The sequence below is a fragment of the Streptomyces sp. NPDC002888 genome, assembly GCF_042888465.1.
Lineage (GTDB): Bacteria > Actinomycetota > Actinomycetes > Streptomycetales > Streptomycetaceae > Streptomyces.
Map to the genome: position 1 here is coordinate 42,610 of NZ_JBIAPU010000040.1, position 17,934 is coordinate 60,543.

The window sequence follows — 17,934 nt, forward strand, 5'->3', positions numbered from 1 at the left end:
TGGGGCGTGTCACCAGCGCCGCCATGACCCTGTCCTGGGGGGTCATGCCGCTGGCCTCCCTCGGTGCCGGCTACCTGCTCACCGCCATCGGACCAAACGGCTCCGTGTTCGTACTGGCCACGGTGATGCTTGTCACCGCGGTCATCGCCACCGTCAGTCCGGCCGTCCGTCATGCCCCGCCGATTCCCGCGCACGACAAGTCGGCCTGACCTCGACCAGCGGGACGGTGCGCTCGCCGCAGCCCGCGCCGCATGCACCGCGCGCACGCGCAGTACCAGGGCGCCCGGGACCAGTACGCCCAGCAGGCCCAATGCGGCACAGGACACTACTACTCGGGCCAGCGACTCCCCGGGCACGACAGAGCCGAGGTCCACGCCGTACGGTGCCAGCCGCCGCGACAGCAGCGACAGGAAGACGCCCAGCACCGCGCCCGCGGTGACGACACCGACGGTCACGACCACGATCGACTCCCAGACGAGCATGCGCAGGAGCTGGGCCCCGGTGGCGCCGGGCAGGGCCACGTTGTCGGCGACGTGTGCTCTCCCAGTACCTGGAGGCGGACTACGCCGCCGAACTGCTGGGCGCCGCGGAGTCCGAGTCCGAGGCCTCCGGAGTGGGCTATCTGCTCAAGGACCGGGTCGGGGACGTGCTGGACTTCGTCGCCCAGGCCCAGCGGGTTGCCGACGGCGAGACCGTGATCGATCCGGAGATCGTCCGGCGGCTGCTGGGCAGCCGCCGGGGACGCACCTCCGTACGGGCGTTGACTCCACGCGAGACGGAGGTGCTCGCCCTGATGGCCGAAGGCCGCTCCAACTCGGCCATCGCCCAGGAACTGTCGGTCAGCCAGGCCGCCGTCTCGAAGCACATCGGGACCATCTTCGACAAGCTGGAACTGCACTCCAGCGACGCCGACCACCGGCGGGTGCTCGCGGTCCTGGCCTATCTGCGCCGCTGACAGAACCATCGGGCCGGCTGACGGTCTTCAAGTCGCCCCGAACCGTGAGTCAGCCCCTCCCTTACGGCTTCCGTCGCAGGTGAGGGGCTGATCGTTCCGTAGGCCCTGTGGGACTCGAACCCACAACCAATGGATTAAAAGTCCACTGCTCTGCCAATTGAGCTAAGGGCCCAGGCGGTGTTGCGTGATGTTGCCTCCACGAGCATAGCCGGACACGGCCGTGTCTCCGATCGGGTATCGGAGACACGGCCGTGCCGGAGGGGTGGATGGGGCCGGGAGTGTCAGGGATCGACCGGTTCGGGTGCGCCCGCGCGGGCCGCCTCGCGGGCGCGGGTGCGTTCGTGGTCGGGGTTGAGGAACCAGTGGCGGGCCGATGCCTGCCACCAGGTCGCGGCGAAGCCGAGGACGACCAGGACGGCGATGGGCGCGTAGTTGAAGGTCTCCCAGGTGACCGGCGAGACCTGCGGAAGCATGAACAGCACCGTGATCACGCCGACCCACACCACCGAGACGACGCCGATCACGCCGGACCAGCGGCCCAGGTGCCACGGCCCCCGCTCGAACGCGTCGCCCTTGCGCACCCGCAGCAGCGTCGGGATGACGTAGGCGATGTAGAGGCCGATCACGGCGATGGAGGTGACCGCCGCGTACGCCGTGACATTGATCAGGTACGGCAGGCCCAGTACCAGCGCGGCCCCGGCCGCCAGCCACACCGCCGCGACCGGTGTGCGCGTGCGGGGGCTGACCGTGTGCCAGACGTGGGAGAGCGGCAGGGCGCCGTCACGGGAGAAGGCGTAGATCATGCGGCTGTTGGCCGTCACCGACGCCATCCCGCAGAACAGCTGCGCTCCGATCACCACCAGCAACAGCAGCTTGCCGGCCGTCGCGCCCAACGCGTCGAGCAGGATCTGGGCCGGCGGCGCACCCGTCGGGGACGCGAGCGCACCGTCGTACGACTGGATCGCGAACGTGAAGCCCAGCAGCAGGACGAAGCCGGCGATCCACGAGGTCCAGATCGAGCGCACGATCCCCTTCGGGCCGGCCGTCGACGCGTCGTGCGTCTCCTCCGTCATGTGGGCGGAGGCGTCGTAGCCGGTGAAGGTGTACTGCGCCATCAGCAGGCCCAGCAGCACCACGTACACCCCGCTGCCCCAGCCCGTGTTGTTCACGAACTCGCCGAAGACGAAGGACGCCGACTGGTGGTGGTCCGGTACGAAGGTCAGCGCGCCGACGATCACCGCCACGCCCAGCACGTGCCACCACACGCTCACGCTGTTCAGCAGGCCGACGATGCGGACGCCGAAGGTGTTGAGCAGGCCGTGCAGGATCAGGATCGCGGCGAAGAGCAGCACCGTACGGCCCGGCGTCACCTCGAAGTCGAACTGGAGGTTCAGGTAGGCCCCGAGGAAGGAGGCCGCGCCGAAGTCGATGCCCGCCGTCACCGCCACCTGGCCGAGGACGTTGAACCAGCCCGTGAACCACGCCCACGCGGCCGCCGTACGCGGGGGCGCGAGCCGGTGGGCCCAGAAGTACAGGCCCGCGGACGTCGGATAGGCCGAACAGATCTCGGCCATCGACAGGCCGACGAACAGTGTCATCAGGCCGACCGCCACCCAGCCCCAGGTGATCACGGCGGGGCCACCCGTGTTCATCCCGAACAGGTACAGCGTCAGGCACCCCGACAGGACGGAGATGATCGTGAAGGAGACCGCGTAGTTGGAGAACGCCGACATGCGGCGGGCGAGAACCTGCGTGTAACCGAGCTGGGCCAGCCGTTCCTCGTCAGACAGCCCACTCGCTCTGGCGTCATCTGTCATGTCCCCAGCGATTCCCTCACCGGGGACGTGACATGCGACACAGAGCCATCGAATGTGGCTAGAAAACGCCCTTGTAGCCCTGCCAGCCACTGGCGATCTTCGTCGGCGCCCCGAACGAGCCCTTCCCGTCACCGTTGTGGCGGTACAGGTTCCCGCTGGTGTCGCGCGAGACGAGGTCCGCCTTGCCGTCCCCGGTGGTGTCCCCTGCCCCGGCGACGGCGTTGTACGAGCCGCCCCAGTTCGTGAACACCTTCGTGCGCGCCTTGAAGGTCCCCGTCCCCGTGCCGTCGTAGCGGTACAGGTTGTTCGCCTTGTCCTGCGCGATCAGGTCGCCGATGCCGTCACCCGTGATGTCCCCGACCCCGACGATCTTCTTGTACGTCCGCCAGTCCGCGAAGATCTTCGCCCGCGCCGACAGCCCGCCCGTGCTCGTGCCCTTGTACAGGTAGATGTCCCCGGTACTCGCGTTGCGGGCCACCAGGTCCGGCCGGCCGTCACCGCTCACATCACCGGGCGAGGTCAGCACGTCGTACTGGTTCCAGCCGCTCGTACCGACCGTCGTGGACGCCGTCGACGGCGTCGCCGCCTCCCCGCACGCCGGCTTGTACAGCCGCAGCGACCCGTTGCTCTGCCGCACCAGCAGGTCGTTGCAGCGGTCCCCGCCCAGGTCACCGAAGGGCACCGCCGTGATCGACGTGGCCCAGCCCGTGCCCGTCACCTTGTCCTTGAAAGCAGCGCCGTAGTGGAAGGACAGCGCACCCGAGGAGTTCAGCGTCAGCAGGTCACCGGTGCCGTCCGGCAGCCCCAGCCCTGACGCGTAGTCGTGCCGCACCGCCCCGCCCCGCAGCAGCTGGACCGTGCCGCGCACGTCCAGTGCGGCGCCCACGCCGTCCGCGGGGATGACGGACAGCGTCCAGTCGTACCGGCCGTTGGGAAGGAACGCGATCCCGTCGGCCCTGGTCCCGTGCCACCCGACAGCCAGCTCACCGCGCACCGCGCCGCCGTCCCGGCCGTCGACGACCTTCCCGGTCACCTTGTCGCGTACGGTCAGTCGCCAGCTCGCGGCCGGCTTCGACAACACCACGGTGGTCAGATCGTCGGGCCTCGCGTCCCGCTCGTGCGCCTCGACGGACGACGCGCTCCGCGCCGGCTCCAGCAACCGCAGCGGCTGCTGCGCCACATCGGACGGCACGAGGTGCACGCGCTCCTGACCGTCGACGTAGGCGACGTTCGCGCCGGACTCGTCGACAGTCCAGCGCACGTCTCGCTGTGAGACGCCCGTGTCGGGCAGGTCTCCGATGACGCGGCTCGCGGGCGTACCGGACGCGACCGTCGTCAGCGTCAGCTTCCCGGCGCCCTTGTCGTGGGTGACGACGTATCCGTCCCCGAGTTCGGCCTCACCGGCCGGCACGGGCACGGACTTCTTCGCCGTACGATCGTAGACGCCCGCGCTGTCGCCGCACGTCCAGTACAACCAGCGGCCCAGCGCCTGGAGTTCGGTGGGCGTGCAGCCCGCGTCGGTGGTGAGGGTCTCGGTGGTCTTCTTCGCGGTCAGGCTGTACGCGGTGACGCTGCCCGTCGTCGTACCCGGGGCCCACAGGACGTCGCCGGAGAGGGCGGCGGGGCCGGGAGTACGGGAGACGACCGGAGTCGTGCTGTCCGTCCGGTACACGTTCTGCTTCGTGGCGGTCGTGTGGATCAGGTACCGGCCCGAGACGTCGGTGATCCGCCCGCCGGAAGGCACGTCGAGGTACATGTAGTCGTACTGACCCTGCCCGTCGACCGTGATCCGGTCGCGGTCCGCGTCGAAGTGGTCCAGCCGGGCGATCTGCCCCGCGGCCGTGCCCTGGATCGCGGCACAGGCCAGGTCGGCGTCGTCGCAGTTGCCGATGTACGAGTCCGAGTCGAGGAACCGGGAGGCGTCACCGAACCCGGGTGTGCCGGTGGCGGCGACGGTCCGGATCCGGCTGATGCGCTCGCCCTTGGTGCCGTAGGTCGAGCCGTAGTCCTCGACGACGAGCCGGCCCTGGTCCAGGGACAGCCCCTGGATCCTGAACGGCGGCTTCGGCAGGGGCTTGGCCAGGGTCACGACGGGCGGGGCGCCGTCCGCGCCGGGACGGATGCGCTGGATGCCCCAGTCGTCGGTGCCGGTACGGCCGATGGCGACGGCCGAGCCGTCCGAGGCGACGGAGACGCCCTGGCCGGCGGAGGCGAGCAGGGTGACCGGGGCGCCGCCCGCGATCGGCACGGCCTTCACCGCGGTGCCGGACGCGTTGACGCTCGGACGGTGGATCAGCCAGTCGCCGAGCACCGCCAGGTCGTCGGTGGGGTTGGCGGCGCCGCCGGCGTCCAGGGTGACCTTGGCCGGGGTGGCCGAGAGGTCGGAGCGCGGCACGACGAGGACCTCGGGATAGGCAGCCCCGCGGTAGACCGCCAGGTGCCCGGCCGAGAGTTTGGCCAGCGCGAACCCGGAGGGCAGGGCCTGGGTCCAGCCGCGGACCCGGCCGGTGGCCCGGTCGACCTCGACGACCCGGGCGGTGTCGTCCATCCGCGCCTGGAAGACGATGCCCGTGCCGTCCGCTCCTCGCGTCGGACCCAACTGCATGCCCTCGGGCAGCCCGGTGACCTCGGTGTCCGTGAAGGTCTCGTCCGCGGCCACCTCGAGCAGGTCCATGACCCGCTTGGTCGTGCCGTCCTCGGCGGTGCGGTTGTGGAAGGTGACGACCGTGGTGCCGTAGACGCCGAGGAACGAGTGCCCGTCGGGCAGCCGGAGCGTGCGGGTCGTGCCGTCGACGGCGTTCCACAGGGCGACCCGGCCGTCGTCGTAGCGGTAGGCGAGGAAGTCGCTGCCCGTCCCCGTGGTGAGCAGGGTGCCGGTGGTCGGGGGCGCGTCGACGGACGTGCCGTCCGCGTACCGCGTCCACACGATCCCCGGGCGGCCCTCCAGCCGGTGGAAGACGCCCTGCGCCCCTGCCCCGTCCGAACCCGAAGCGGAGTCGGGCGTGGTGAGCGACGCCGTGGTGTACGAGCTGCGCAACGTCGCCGGCACCACCGTCTCCTGCGGTGCCCCGGGCGCCGCCGAAGCCGACGGCAGCAGCGGTCCCCCGGCCAGAAAGGCCGCGGACGCGGCGACGGCTACCGCCCCGCGCCGGGCGCGGGCATGACGTACGAAGGCGTGATCAGCCAAGGAACCCTCCCCAGGGGCACGGGAGGACGCGACCGCCCCAGATCTTCCCCGGCCCGGCCGTCACATCCCCCTCACAAGTCTGCTGATCCTACAGGCCGTTCATAGCGCTACTCCTCCGGAAAACGGCACGCGAAAACGCCGTGGCCCCCACCCAGTAGGGCGGGGGCCACGGCGCTCACTTCAGCCGGCCGAACTCAGCCGATGCCGTCAGCCGACAACCGTCAGCCGTTGCGCTTCCAGCGCGGCTTGTCCTCGCGGCGGCCGAAGGAGCCACCACCGCGGTGGTCGTCACGACGGCCGTTCGGGCGGTCGTGGCCGGCGGAACGGAAGCCGGGGCGGTCGTCACGACGGTCGCGGTTGAACGGACGGTCGCTGCCACGGTGACCACCGGTGCCGGAGCGGTCGTCACGGCGGAACCCGCCACGGTCGTCCCGACGCTCGAAGGAACGGCCACCGCGCTCGTTGTCACGGTCACGGTTGAACGGACGGTCGCTGCCACGGTGACCACCGGTGCCGGAGCGGTCGTCACGGCGGAACCCACCGCGGTCGTCCCGACGCTCGAAGGAACGGCCACCGCGCTCGTTGTCACGGTCACGGTTGAACGGACGACGCTCGTCCCTGTCACGCTCGACCGGACGGCGGTCGTCGCGGCGGAACCCGCCACGGTCGTCGCGACGCTCGAAGCCACGCCCACCACGGTCGCCGTCACGGTCACGGTTGAACGGACGGTCACCGCCACGGTCGTCCCGACGGAAACCACCACGGTCGTCGCGACGCTCGAAGCCACGCCCACCACGGTCGTTGTCCCGGTCACGGTTGTACGGGCGACGCTCGTACGACGACGAACCCGCCGCACGCTCCTCGCGCTCGCTCCGGTCCACGTCCTGCGCGGCCGGCTGCTCCGGCAGGGAGACCTCGACGGCACCCTCGGCCGCCTGAGCGACCGCCTGCGCCTCGGCCACCGCGGCCTCCGGGTCCTCGCCCCGCTCGCGCGCGACCCGCGCCACCAGCCGGTCGGCCTCCTCACGCAGCTCCGTCGCACGGCGCTGCGCCCGCTCCAGCTCCTTGGTCAGCTGACCGACCTCGCGCTCCGCCTGCTGAGCGGCGTTGCCCGCCGACTCGGCCTGCACCTCGGTCATCGACCGGGCACCGGTGATCTCGGCGACCGCCGGATCGAAGGCCGCGCCACCCTGGATGATGTGACGCCCGGCGTCGACGCCCGCGTCCTCCATCAGCCGGAAGATCTGGCGCCGCTGGTGCGGCAGGGACAGCGACACGACCGTGCCCGTACGACCGGCACGCGCCGTGCGGCCCGCCCGGTGCAGGTAGTCCTTGTGGTCACCGGCCGGGTCCACGTTCAGCACCAGGTCGATGCCGTCGACGTGGATACCGCGGGCCGCGACGTCCGTGGCGACCAGGACGTTGACGTACCCGTCCTTGAAGTCGGCCAGCGTCCGCGTCCGCGCGCCCTGGGTCATACCGCCGTGCAGCGCGTCCGACTTCACGCCCGCGTCGCGCAGCTGCTCGGCGACACGGTCGGCACCGAGCTGGGTGCGCACGAAGATGATGGTGCGGCCCTTGCGGGAGGCGATGGCCGCGGTGACCGGCGCCTTGTCCTTCGGCTTCACGATCAGGATGTGGTGCGACATGGTGGTGACGGCGCCCTGGGCGGCGTCGACCTCGTGGCTGACCGGGTTGTTGAGGTACCGGTCGACGAGGGTCTTGATCTCGTTCTCCATCGTCGCGGAGAACAGCATCCGCTGACCGCCCGCCGGAACCTGGTCGAGCAGCTCCGTCACCTCGGGCATGAAGCCCAGGTCGGACATCTGGTCGGCCTCGTCCAGCACCGCGATCTGCACGTTCTCGAGGGAGCAGGCACCGCGGTTGATGAGGTCGCGCAGACGGCCCGGCGTGGCGACGAGGACGTCGACACCGCGCTCGAGCGCGTAGATCTGGTTGCCCATCGACGTACCGCCGCAGACGACCTTCATCTTCAGGCCCAGGACGTCGCCGTACGGCTGCAGCGCGTCCGCCACCTGCATGGCGAGCTCACGCGTCGGGGTGAGGATGACGGCACGCGGCTTGTGCTTCTCGGTGCGACCGCCGGCCAGCGTGGCCAGGGTCGGCAGACCGAAGGAGAGGGTCTTGCCGGAGCCGGTGCGGCCACGGCCGAGGATGTCCTTGCCGAGCAGGGCGTCCGGGATGGTCGCCGCCTGGATCGGGAAGGGGACCGTCACGCCGTTCTGCGCGAGCTTGCGCACGACGCCCTCGGGGAGACCGAGGTCCGCGAAGGTGACCTCAGGGGTCTCCTCGACGGAGTCGTTCTCGCCGTTCTCGGGCACGACGACGTGATCAGTACTGGAAATGGACATGCGAATGCGAAACCTTCCGGAGTCTCGTCGGCACGCGCCCGTCAACTCCGTGTTCGCATTCGACCGCCTCAATGCGGTCCGCCACGGCAAAGGAGAGTACGCGCCACACGGCGCGCTCTGCGGTGGCGCCGGGCAAATGGGATCAAGCGATCTACCACCATACGCACCCTCCTCCCCCCACGGCAAATCGCCCTCATCACCGCAGCTCAGCCACCATCCAACGACGGGTGTCGATGCCCACCGCGACAGCGCGCCCGTACCGGGTGACCGTGTCCCGACCGGCCGACCGTGAGGAATCACACCGGCGACCCCGCCGCGGGCGCCGGCTCCCGCTGCGCCAACTGCGGCCCCGGAGGCTCATGCGCCGACGACGACGGCTCGGCCACCGTAGGCGTCGGTGACGGCTGCGGCGGCTCCGGCGACGGCTGCGGCGGCACCGGCGGCTGCGGATCCGGAGTCGTCCGCGTGGGAGTCGGCTGCGCCTTCGTCGGCGCGGGAACCCCCGGCTTGTCGGTCCGCCCCGGCTTCACCGGCGCCGAGGCCGACGCACTCACGTCCGCGGACGGCGACGCGGACGGCGACGCCGACTCACCCCGCTTGCCCTTCCCGTGCCCCCGCTTGCCCTCACCGGCCGCCGCACCCATCCCGGCGGCACCACCCGACACGGCCGAACCCCCGTCCGGCGCCACCCCACCCCGCTGCCCCGCCGAGTGCGACGGCTTCGCACTCCCACCCGCGCCGTCGTCACCCACACTCATACAACCGGCAGCAGCGGCGACGGCCACGACCGTGACAGCCAGACGGACGGGTACGTACAAGGGGCGCACGAGCAGCCACCTCCGAGGGTGAGGGAGTCAATCTGCCCAACTCCCCCCGCCCACAAGAGGACACGCGCCACACTCGCGCGCCGGCCTACCCGTATCCCAGAGCATGCAGCCGAGCGTCGTCGATCCCGAAGTGGTGCGCGATCTCATGCACCACCGTCACCTCGGACTCCTTGACGACCTCCTCCCGCGACGCACACATCCGAAGCGTCGGCCCCCGGTAGATCGTGATCCGATCCGGCAGCACACCCGCGTACCACTCCCCGCGATCGGTCAACGGAGTCCCCTCGTACAACCCGAGCAACTCGGGATCCTCCGGCGGCGGCTCGTCCTCGACGAACACCGCGACGTTGTCCATCAGCCGAGTCAGCTCCGGCGGAATCCGGTCCAACGCCTCGGCGACCAGTTCCTCGAACTCCTCGCGCGTCATCTCCAGCACACGCTCATTGTCCGGCACGACACCCCCGTACGAGAGTCCCGGACCCACCGCATATCCGCACCACCCCTTGGGCATACGGGACCAATGGCCCGCGTCCCCCTCGCCGCCCTGCTCCACGCCCGCCGCTCCCACCGCCCCCACACCACCGCCGAACTCGCCCCCCGGCCCCGCCCATGGGCACGCGCCGCCGGCCTGGTCGGCGTCGTCCTCATGGGCGCCTGGCTGGGCCTGCTGATCGTGGGGAACGTCCAGGCCCAGGTCGGCCCCATGAACACCACCATGACGCTGCGCCCCTCCCTCAACGGCGGCACGAAGATCAACGTCTCCCCCCTGGGCGCACTCCGCCTGGACAGCCACATCGCCCCCGTCCGCCTGGACGTGAACGTCGACCAACTCGACCCCGTCCGCGCCCAGGCCCTCGTCGACCACCCCGAACGCATCTCCGGCCTCCAGGACGAAGTCGCCCACGACGTCCAGCACGGCACCCTCGACCTCGCCGTCCGCTCCTGCGTCGCCGTCGTCACCGGCGCCACCGCCCTCGGCCTCGCCGTCTACCGCCGCCCCCGCCGCGCCCTCGCCGCCGGCGGCCTCGCCCTCACCCTCCTCGCCGCCTCCGGAGCGACGGCCTACGCCACCTGGAACCCCAAGTCCGTCCTCGAACCCAAGTTCTCCGGACTGCTCTCCTCCGCCCCCTCACTGGTCGGCAACGCACGCAGCATCGTCACCGAATTCGACGTCTACCAGAAGGAACTGGCACGCCTGGTGACCAACGTGACGAAGCTGTACGACGTCACCTCCACGCTGCCCGCCTACGCGCCGGACCCCACCACCCTCCGTGTCCTGCACGTCTCCGACATCCATCTGAACCCCGCGAGCTGGAAGATCATCGCCTCGCTCGTCGAGCAGTACAAGGTGAACGTGATCGTCGACACCGGCGACACCATGGACCACGGCGCGGCGGCGGAGAACGGCTTCCTCGACCCGATCCAGGACCTCGGAGCCCCCTACGTCTGGGTCCGCGGCAACCACGACTCCCGGGTCACCCAGCGCTACCTGGAGCGCATGAAGAACGTGCACGTCCTCGACGAGGGCCGGGCCGAGACCATCGCGGGCCTGCGCTTCGCCGGCATCGGAGATCCGCAGTTCACCCCCGACCGCTCGAACAAGCCCGGCGTCGAGCAGTCCGAGGAGCTGGCGGGCGCCCGCCTGGCTCAGGCCCTGCGCGAGCAGAAGGCCGCCGGAAAGCCGGTGGACGTCGCCATGGTCCACGAGCCCTCCGCCGCACGCGAGACGGACGGCGAGGTGCCGCTCGTCCTGGCGGGCCATCTGCACCACGAGGACATGGAGGTCATGAAGAAGGGCACACGCCTGCGCGTCGAGGGCTCCACGGGCGGCAGCGGCCTGCGCGCCGTGGAAGGCAAGTACCCCGACCCCATCGAGGCGTCGATCCTCTACCTCGACCGCGACACCCGCCGCCTCCAGGCCTGGGACGAGATCAAACTCGGCGGCCTGGGCCTCACGACAGCCGAGGTCAGCCGACACCTCCCCAAGGAGAACCAGCCGGGAGCCACCCCGTCCCCGACCTCGACCACGCCCGCGCCGGGAACCCCGTCCACGACCTCCCCGGCACCGGAGTCCCCCAGCCCCTCTCCCGCCCCCGCCTCCAGCCCTCCGTAAACCGTTTTGGCGATCCCTCCCGGCATCCCATATGCTTCTCACGTCCCCGACGCGCTGAGAAGCGCCCAGGCGGGCCGATAGCCCTCATCGTCTAGCGGCCTAGGACGCCGCCCTTTCAAGGCGGTAGCACGGGTTCGAATCCCGTTGGGGGCACGCAACACCGTGTGCGACACTGTCGTACACACAGCTTGGTCCTGTGGAGCAGTTTGGAGTGCTCGCCACCCTGTCAAGGTGGAGGCCGCGGGTTCAAATCCCGTCAGGACCGCTGAGGTTTCACGTGAAACCTCGTGGCTGGGTAGCTCAGTTGGTACGAGCGATCGCCTGAAAAGCGATAGGTCGCCGGTTCGACCCCGGCCCCAGCCACAACCGCCCCCATCAGGGCATACGGCCTCACCGAAGATCTTCGGTGGGGCCGTTTTCGTGTCGGCGGCGGGACCGCGCGGAAAGGCCGGGAATGTTCCCGGAAGGGAACGCCCCGGTTGTGGAAGGGCTCTGGACAACGTCCTGGTTGCGTGAGGACCCCGCTGAAGGCGGATCATGATCGTTACGCTGGCCTCGGATCGAGTGCATCCCTGAAAAAATGAAAGAGGTAAGCCATGCGTGCCTTTGGGCGACTCGCGGCAGCGACGGTGTCCGCCGCCGCTCTCTTCGGCGGTCTGGTGGCCATCGCTCCCGCCGCTTCGGCCCTGCCCGCAGCCTGCACCAAGGACACCACCTACCCCGTACCCCTGTCGGAGACGGTCACGGCGAACGTGAACCTCCGCAAGAACCCGGGGACCGGTTCCACCTCCCTGGGCATCCTGGCCAAGGGCACGAAGTTCACCAGCTACTGCCTCACCAACAAGGGCGGGACGAACTGGGAGTACGGCAAGGTGACGTCCGGGGCGAACAAGGGCAAGTTGGGCTGGGTCGCGTGGGAGTACCTGCGCGACTAGTGCGACTGCGGTCCCCACGCCCAAGGCCCCGATCTTCTGGTCGGGGCCTTCGCGTGTGCCCAGCAAAAGGGTTCGCCACGAAATTCGCGGGGGTGAGATCCTGGGTCCCGTATGTCTACGCACCCTGCCCCCGCCTTCGGCGCCCTCGCCTCCCGCCTGACCGAGCTTTCCCTGCGTGACGCGCAGCGGCTCGGGCGGCGGCTCGAAGGTGCGCGCAAGATCCGTAAGCCCGAGGCCCGGGCCGCCGTTCTCGCAGAGATCGAGGCGGAGGTGGTCAAGGGCGAGGCCCGTATGGCCGCGCGCACGGCGCGTGTGCCGGCCGTCAGCTATCCCGAGCAACTTCCCGTCAGTCAGAAGAAGGACGACATCGCGGCGGCGATCCGTGATCACCAGGTCGTCATCGTGGCCGGTGAGACGGGGTCGGGCAAGACCACGCAGATCCCGAAGATCTGTCTGGAGCTCGGGCGCGGGGTGAAGGGGATGATCGGGCACACCCAGCCCCGTCGTATCGCGGCCCGCACCGTGGCGGAGCGGGTGGCGGAGGAGTTGCAGACGCCGCTCGGGGAGGCTGTCGGCTGGAGGGTGCGGTTCACGGATCAGGTGGATCCGGAGGCGACCTTCATCAAGCTGATGACGGACGGCATTCTGCTGGCCGAGATCCAGACGGACCGCGAGCTGCGTGCCTACGACACGATCATCATCGACGAGGCACACGAACGGTCCCTGAACATCGACTTCCTGCTGGGTTACCTGGCCCAGCTGCTGCCGCGGCGGCCCGATCTCAAGGTCGTCATCACCTCGGCGACGATCGATCCTGAGCGGTTCTCCCGGCACTTCGGGGATGCTCCGATCGTCGAGGTCAGCGGGCGGACGTATCCCGTGGAGGTGCGGTATCGGCCGCTCCTCGAAGAGGACTCCGACGACTCCGACCGGGACCAGATCACCGCGATCACGGACGCGGTGGAGGAGCTGATGGGCGAGGGGAAGGGCGACATCCTCGTCTTCCTCTCCGGGGAGCGGGAGATCCGGGACACCGCCGACGCGCTCACCAGGAAGCAATACCGGTTCACCGAGGTGCTGCCGCTCTATGCCCGGCTGTCGCACGCCGAGCAGCATCGTGTGTTCCAGCCGCACACCGGTCGCAGGATCGTCCTGGCCACCAACGTCGCCGAGACGTCGCTCACCGTCCCGGGGATCAAGTACGTCATCGACCCCGGCTTCGCCCGGATCTCCCGGTACAGCCACCGCACGAAGGTCCAGCGGCTGCCGATCGAGCCGATCTCGCAGGCCAGCGCCAACCAGCGCAAGGGCCGCTGCGGCCGTACGAGCGACGGTGTCTGCATCCGTCTGTACTCCGAGGACGACTTCGAGGCGCGGCCGGAGTTCACGGACGCGGAGATCCTCCGTACGAACCTGGCCTCGGTCATTCTGCAGATGACCGCGGCCGGCCTCGGCGAGATCGAGAAGTTCCCCTTCATCGACCCGCCGGACCACCGCAACATCCGTGACGGTGTGCAGCTCCTGCAGGAGCTGGGTGCGCTCGATCCGGCCCAGAAGGACCCGCGCAAGCGGCTCACCCAGAGCGGCCGGAAGCTGGCCCAGTTGCCGGTCGACCCGCGGCTGGCGCGGATGGTGCTGGAGGCCGACAAGAACGGCTGTGTCCGCGAGGTCATGGTGATAGCGGCCGCGCTGTCCATCCAGGATCCGCGCGAGCGCCCGGCCGACAAGCAGGCCCAGGCCGATCAGCAGCATGCCCGTTTCAAGGACGAGACGAGCGACTTCCTCGCCTACCTGAACCTGTGGCGGTACGTCCGTGAGCAGCAGAAGGAGCGCGGTTCGTCGTCGTTCCGCCGGATGTGCAAGCAGGAGTACCTGAACTTCCTGCGGATCCGCGAGTGGCAGGACATCTACACGCAGCTGCGCACGGTCGCCAAACAGATGGGCATCCACCTCAACGAGGAGGACGCCCAGGGCGACAGGATCCACGTCTCTCTCCTCGCCGGTCTGCTCTCGCACATCGGCATGAAGGACGTGAAGGACGGCAACAAGAACGAGTACCTGGGCGCGCGGAGCGCCAAGTTCGCGATCTTCCCGGGTTCGGCGCTGTTCAAGAAGCAGCCCAGGTTCGTGATGTCGGCGGAACTGGTGGAGACGAGTCGCCTCTGGGCCCGCGTCAACGCCAAGGTCGAGCCGGAGTGGGTGGAGCCGCTCGCCGAGCACCTGCTGAAGCGGACGTACAGCGAGCCGCACTGGGAGAAGGACCAGGCGGCGGTGATGGCGTTCGAGAAGGTCACGTTGTACGGCGTGCCGATCGTCGCCCAGCGGAAGGTGAACTACGGGCGGATCGATCCGGAGGCCTCCCGGGAGCTTTTCATTCGCAACGCTCTGGTGGAGGGCGACTGGCGAACGCACCACAAGTTCTTCGCCGACAACCGCAGACTCCTCAGCGAGGTCGAGGAGTTGGAGCACCGGGCGCGGCGCCGGGACATCGTGGTCGACGACGACACGCTGTTCGACTTCTACGAGCAGCGGGTTCCCGAGCACGTCGTGTCGGGCGCGCACTTCGACTCGTGGTGGAAGCACAAGCGGCATGAGCAGCCCGACTTCCTCGACTTCGAGCGGGAGATGCTCATCCGGGAGTCGGCGGAGGCGGTCACGAAGGCCGACTATCCGGACTCCTGGCGGCAGGGGCCGTTGAAGTTCCGGGTGACGTACCAGTTCGAGCCGGGTGCGGACGCGGACGGTGTGACGGTCCATGTTCCGCTCCAGGTGCTGAACCAGGCCAAGGACGAGGGGTTCGACTGGCAGATTCCGGGGCTGCGGGAGGAGGTCGTCACCGAGTTGATCCGGTCCCTGCCCAAGCCGATCCGCCGCCACTACGTCCCGGCGCCGAACTATGCGAGGGCGTTCCTGGAGAAGGCCGTGCCGTTGCAGGAACCGCTGACGGTGACGATGGCGCGTGAGCTGAAGCGGATGGTCGGGGTGCCGTTCACCGCGGACGACTTCGACTGGTCGAAGCTTCCCGACCATCTGCGGGTGACCTTCCGGATCGTGGACGAGCGGCGTCGCAAGCTGGCCGAGGACAAGGATCTGGAGGCGCTGAAGCTCCGGCTGAAGCCGAAGGCCCGCCAGGCGCTGTCGCAGGCCGCCGCGGCGACGGCGGAGCGGCAGGGCGGTGAGGCCCTGGAGCGCAAGGGGCTGACCGACTGGACGATCGGCTCTCTCACGCGCGTGTTCGAGACCCGTCGTGCCGGGCAGCCGGTGAAGGCGTTTCCGGCGCTGGTGGACGACGGTGACACGGTCTCCGTGCGTCTGTTCGACACGGAGGCGGAGCAGGCGGAGGCGATGTGGAAGGGCACGCGGCGGCTGATCCTGCGCAACATCCCGGTGAATCCGGCGAAATTCGCGAGCGATCGGCTGACGAACGCTCAGAAGCTGGCGCTGTCCGCGAATCCCCACGGCCCGATCCAGGCTCTGTTCGACGACTGCGCGATGGCCGCGGCGGACAAGCTGATCGGGGACCTCGGCGGTCCCGCGTGGGACGAGGAGTCGTACCGGAAGCTGTTCGACAAGGTGCGTGCGGAGATCGTCGACACGACGGTCCGTGCGGTGGGGCAGGTGCAGCAGGTCCTTGCCGCCTGGCAGGCCTGTGAGCGCCGCCTGAAGGCCGTACGGAGCGCTGTGTTGCTGCCGAACCTGCAGGACGTACGGAAGCAGCTGGACGGCCTTGTGAGGCCCGGCTTCGTGACGGAGGCGGGGGTGCGTCGGCTGCCGGACCTGATGCGGTACCTGGTGGCTGCGGATCGGCGGCTGCAGCAGATGCCGACGAACGTGCAGCGGGACACCACACGCATGGAGAAGGTCCACGAGATGCAGGACGAGTACGCCTGGCTGTTGGAGCAGATGCCCCAGGGCCGGCCCGTCCCCTCCTCGGTCCTGGACATCCGCTGGATGATCGAGGAGCTGCGGGTCAGCTATTTCGCCCACGCTCTGGGGACGGCGTACCCCGTCTCGGACAAGCGGATCGTGAAGGCGATCGACGCGGTCGCACCGTAACGGCGTGCGTACGCTGGGTGAGTTCGACCAAGAGGCTCGGCCTCCTGTACAGTCCTTCTCGCAGCGCAACGCACGAATAGCGCGGCAAAACCTGGTCCTGTGGAGCAGTTTGGAGTGCTCGCCACCCTGTCAAGGTGGAGGCCGCGGGTTCAAATCCCGTCAGGACCGCATCGTGCAAGTACGGGCCTGCATCCCGCAAGGGGTGCGGGCCCTTGCTGATTCCACCGCCATCGCCCTCACCCCCTCGCCACCCTGTCAAGGTGGAGGCCGCGCCCGCGGCGCAGCCGCAGTCGGGTACAGCAAATCCCGTCAGGACCGCATCAAGTAGAGAGCCTGGGCTTCGGCCCGGGCTCTTTCTCGTGTGCGCAAGGTACCTCAGGGCTCCTCAGGGCGCCCCTGCCGTCTTGACGGCGTCACATTCCACCGGTACCCAGAAAACAGGGCCGTGTTCCCCGTACGGCTCGTGGAGGTGGCGTATGGCGGCATCGGTCAGGCACGAGACGCGGGCCCTGCTCCGCGCGCATCTGTCGGCCGCGTCGTCGTATCGGCACCTGACGCGTCACTGCCCGATCTGCCACCGCCTGCTGCGGCTGGCGATGGATTCCGCTCCAGGGGCCGCACAAGGGCCGGAGCAGACCGTCGAGGGCGAGAGCCCCTCCAGTCCCTCCAGCCCTTCCCCTGCCTGACTCACAGCCCCCTAGCTCACACGAGCCAGTAGCGACAAGAATCTTGGCGTGTGACGGGTGTCACGGCATGAGTTTTTGAAACGGGGGTTCTTACCGGTCTCCTACAACTGGTCAATTTAATATGTGCAATTGCACCAGTCTCACAGGAGATCCGCCAGCCCTCCCCAGACTCCGACAAGGCCGCTCACACACCGCCCAAGTAGGCATGCTTCAGCGCACAAAAAAGATCGCGCTGGACCCGGCGGAGTCCAGCGCGATCTACGACGCACCCTTGTTGCGTGCCTGAAAAGCTCTGAGTGGCTTGGGCGTGGGTCCTGTTGGGGCAGTACCCGCGTCGCTTGGAGCTAGGGTTCTGGGCGCCTCGACATGTTGGGGGAACTGCCGTTTTGCCCGGTCATGCGATGGTTCAGGCCTCGCTGCGCTGCTGCGGGATGCCCGCGAGCAGTGCGCGGACCTCAGCCTCGCGGTAACGGCGGTGTCCGCCGAGCGTACGAATGGACGTGAGCTTGCCGGCCTTCGCCCACCGCGTGACCGTCTTCGGGTCCACACGGAACATGGTGGCGACCTCAGCCGGGGTCAGCAGCGGCTCGGCATCAGGGGTGCGAGCGGTCATGAGCGGCCTCCTCGGGAGAACCGAACCTTCTCGGTTCTTTCCTCTAAATTCTGCACCTTGACCCGCGTTGCCCGAAATGGCGGACGCGAGTCGAGTCGGTTATAGGACGAACGGCTTGTCCTCGGCACTACAACTACACCATCTGTCCAGCCGCGTCGGCCAAACCGATGGAATTGCCCCCCAGGTGTTCATCGGCGACGGAAGCCGATGGACCATGCCATAGCGGACAGTCACGCCACTGTGACGATCAGTCACAGGGGCGATCAGGAGTCACCAGACCCCCCAAAGCGTGCAATGCTGAGATTCCGGCCACAGTGGAACACAGTGGGACGGAAGGAGCCCTCCCCGGACTCCTTGTCCTATTTTGGCATGA

The 17,934-nt window shown here is 69.1% G+C and carries 11 protein-coding genes, 5 tRNA genes and 1 pseudogene; 10 read left to right on the forward strand and 7 right to left on the reverse strand.

The genetic code is table 11. From position 1 onward, the window contains the following. The first annotated feature begins 23 nt into the window (after positions 1 to 23). Positions 24 to 209: a hypothetical protein gene (locus ACFYWX_RS42920; RefSeq protein ID WP_389430752.1), complete on the forward strand. Its 186-nt coding sequence runs from the start codon at positions 24 to 26 to the stop codon at positions 207 to 209. Positions 210 to 505: 296 nt separating this feature from the next. Next, positions 506 to 955 (forward strand): annotated as a pseudogene (locus tag ACFYWX_RS42925) (response regulator transcription factor); the annotation flags it as partial. A gap of 99 nt (positions 956 to 1,054) precedes the next feature. On the opposite strand, the gene ACFYWX_RS42930 reads toward ACFYWX_RS42925, so the two are convergent. The 6 genes from ACFYWX_RS42930 to ACFYWX_RS42955 form a co-directional block, all read right to left on the reverse strand. Beyond that, positions 1,055 to 1,127, reverse strand: a tRNA-Lys gene (locus ACFYWX_RS42930). A 109-nt stretch (positions 1,128 to 1,236) separates the two neighbouring features. Beyond that, positions 1,237 to 2,772, reverse strand: a complete 1,536-nt coding sequence (locus ACFYWX_RS42935) for an amino acid permease (RefSeq protein ID WP_389430753.1) — start codon at positions 2,770 to 2,772, stop codon at positions 1,237 to 1,239. Positions 2,773 to 2,830: 58 nt separating this feature from the next. Then, positions 2,831 to 5,959 (reverse strand): FG-GAP repeat domain-containing protein, encoded by a 3,129-nt coding sequence (locus tag ACFYWX_RS42940; protein ID WP_389430754.1) that lies wholly within the window; start codon positions 5,957 to 5,959, stop codon positions 2,831 to 2,833. Positions 5,960 to 6,180: 221 nt separating this feature from the next. After that, on the reverse strand, positions 6,181 to 8,331 hold the full coding sequence (locus ACFYWX_RS42945; RefSeq protein ID WP_389430755.1) for a DEAD/DEAH box helicase: 2,151 nt from the start codon (positions 8,329 to 8,331) through the stop codon (positions 6,181 to 6,183). A 296-nt stretch (positions 8,332 to 8,627) separates the two neighbouring features. Further along, positions 8,628 to 9,158 (reverse strand): hypothetical protein, encoded by a 531-nt coding sequence (locus ACFYWX_RS42950; RefSeq protein ID WP_389430757.1) that lies wholly within the window; start codon positions 9,156 to 9,158, stop codon positions 8,628 to 8,630. Between the two features lie 85 nt (positions 9,159 to 9,243). Then, entirely contained in the window at positions 9,244 to 9,594 is a 351-nt protein-coding gene (locus ACFYWX_RS42955; RefSeq protein WP_389430758.1) for a metallopeptidase family protein, read from the reverse strand. A gap of 84 nt (positions 9,595 to 9,678) precedes the next feature. On the opposite strand from ACFYWX_RS42955, the gene ACFYWX_RS42960 reads away from it, so the two are divergent. From ACFYWX_RS42960 to ACFYWX_RS42995, 8 genes are all read left to right on the forward strand, one after another. Then, entirely contained in the window at positions 9,679 to 11,271 is a 1,593-nt protein-coding gene (locus ACFYWX_RS42960; RefSeq protein WP_389430760.1) for a metallophosphoesterase, read from the forward strand. A gap of 80 nt (positions 11,272 to 11,351) precedes the next feature. Next, a tRNA-Glu gene (locus ACFYWX_RS42965) sits at positions 11,352 to 11,424 on the forward strand. Between the two features lie 37 nt (positions 11,425 to 11,461). Continuing rightward, a tRNA-Asp gene (locus tag ACFYWX_RS42970) sits at positions 11,462 to 11,536 on the forward strand. A gap of 24 nt (positions 11,537 to 11,560) precedes the next feature. Beyond that, positions 11,561 to 11,634 (forward strand) — tRNA-Phe (locus tag ACFYWX_RS42975). Positions 11,635 to 11,867: 233 nt separating this feature from the next. After that, positions 11,868 to 12,206 carry an SH3 domain-containing protein gene (locus tag ACFYWX_RS42980; protein ID WP_133927877.1) on the forward strand — a complete coding sequence of 113 codons (339 nt, stop codon included), beginning with the start codon at positions 11,868 to 11,870 and terminating at the stop codon, positions 12,204 to 12,206. A gap of 111 nt (positions 12,207 to 12,317) precedes the next feature. Continuing rightward, on the forward strand, positions 12,318 to 16,262 hold the full coding sequence (gene hrpA, locus ACFYWX_RS42985; protein WP_389430761.1) for an ATP-dependent RNA helicase HrpA: 3,945 nt from the start codon (positions 12,318 to 12,320) through the stop codon (positions 16,260 to 16,262). Between the two features lie 93 nt (positions 16,263 to 16,355). Continuing rightward, a tRNA-Asp gene (locus ACFYWX_RS42990) sits at positions 16,356 to 16,430 on the forward strand. A 308-nt stretch (positions 16,431 to 16,738) separates the two neighbouring features. Beyond that, positions 16,739 to 16,948 carry a DUF6274 family protein gene (locus ACFYWX_RS42995; protein WP_389430762.1) on the forward strand — a complete coding sequence of 70 codons (210 nt, stop codon included), beginning with the start codon at positions 16,739 to 16,741 and terminating at the stop codon, positions 16,946 to 16,948. 406 nt (positions 16,949 to 17,354) lie between these two features. Here ACFYWX_RS42995 and bldC read toward each other — a convergent pair whose 3' ends face one another. Further along, on the reverse strand, positions 17,355 to 17,561 hold the full coding sequence (gene bldC, locus ACFYWX_RS43000) for a developmental transcriptional regulator BldC (RefSeq protein WP_003949541.1): 207 nt from the start codon (positions 17,559 to 17,561) through the stop codon (positions 17,355 to 17,357). Positions 17,562 to 17,934: the final 373 nt, after the last annotated feature.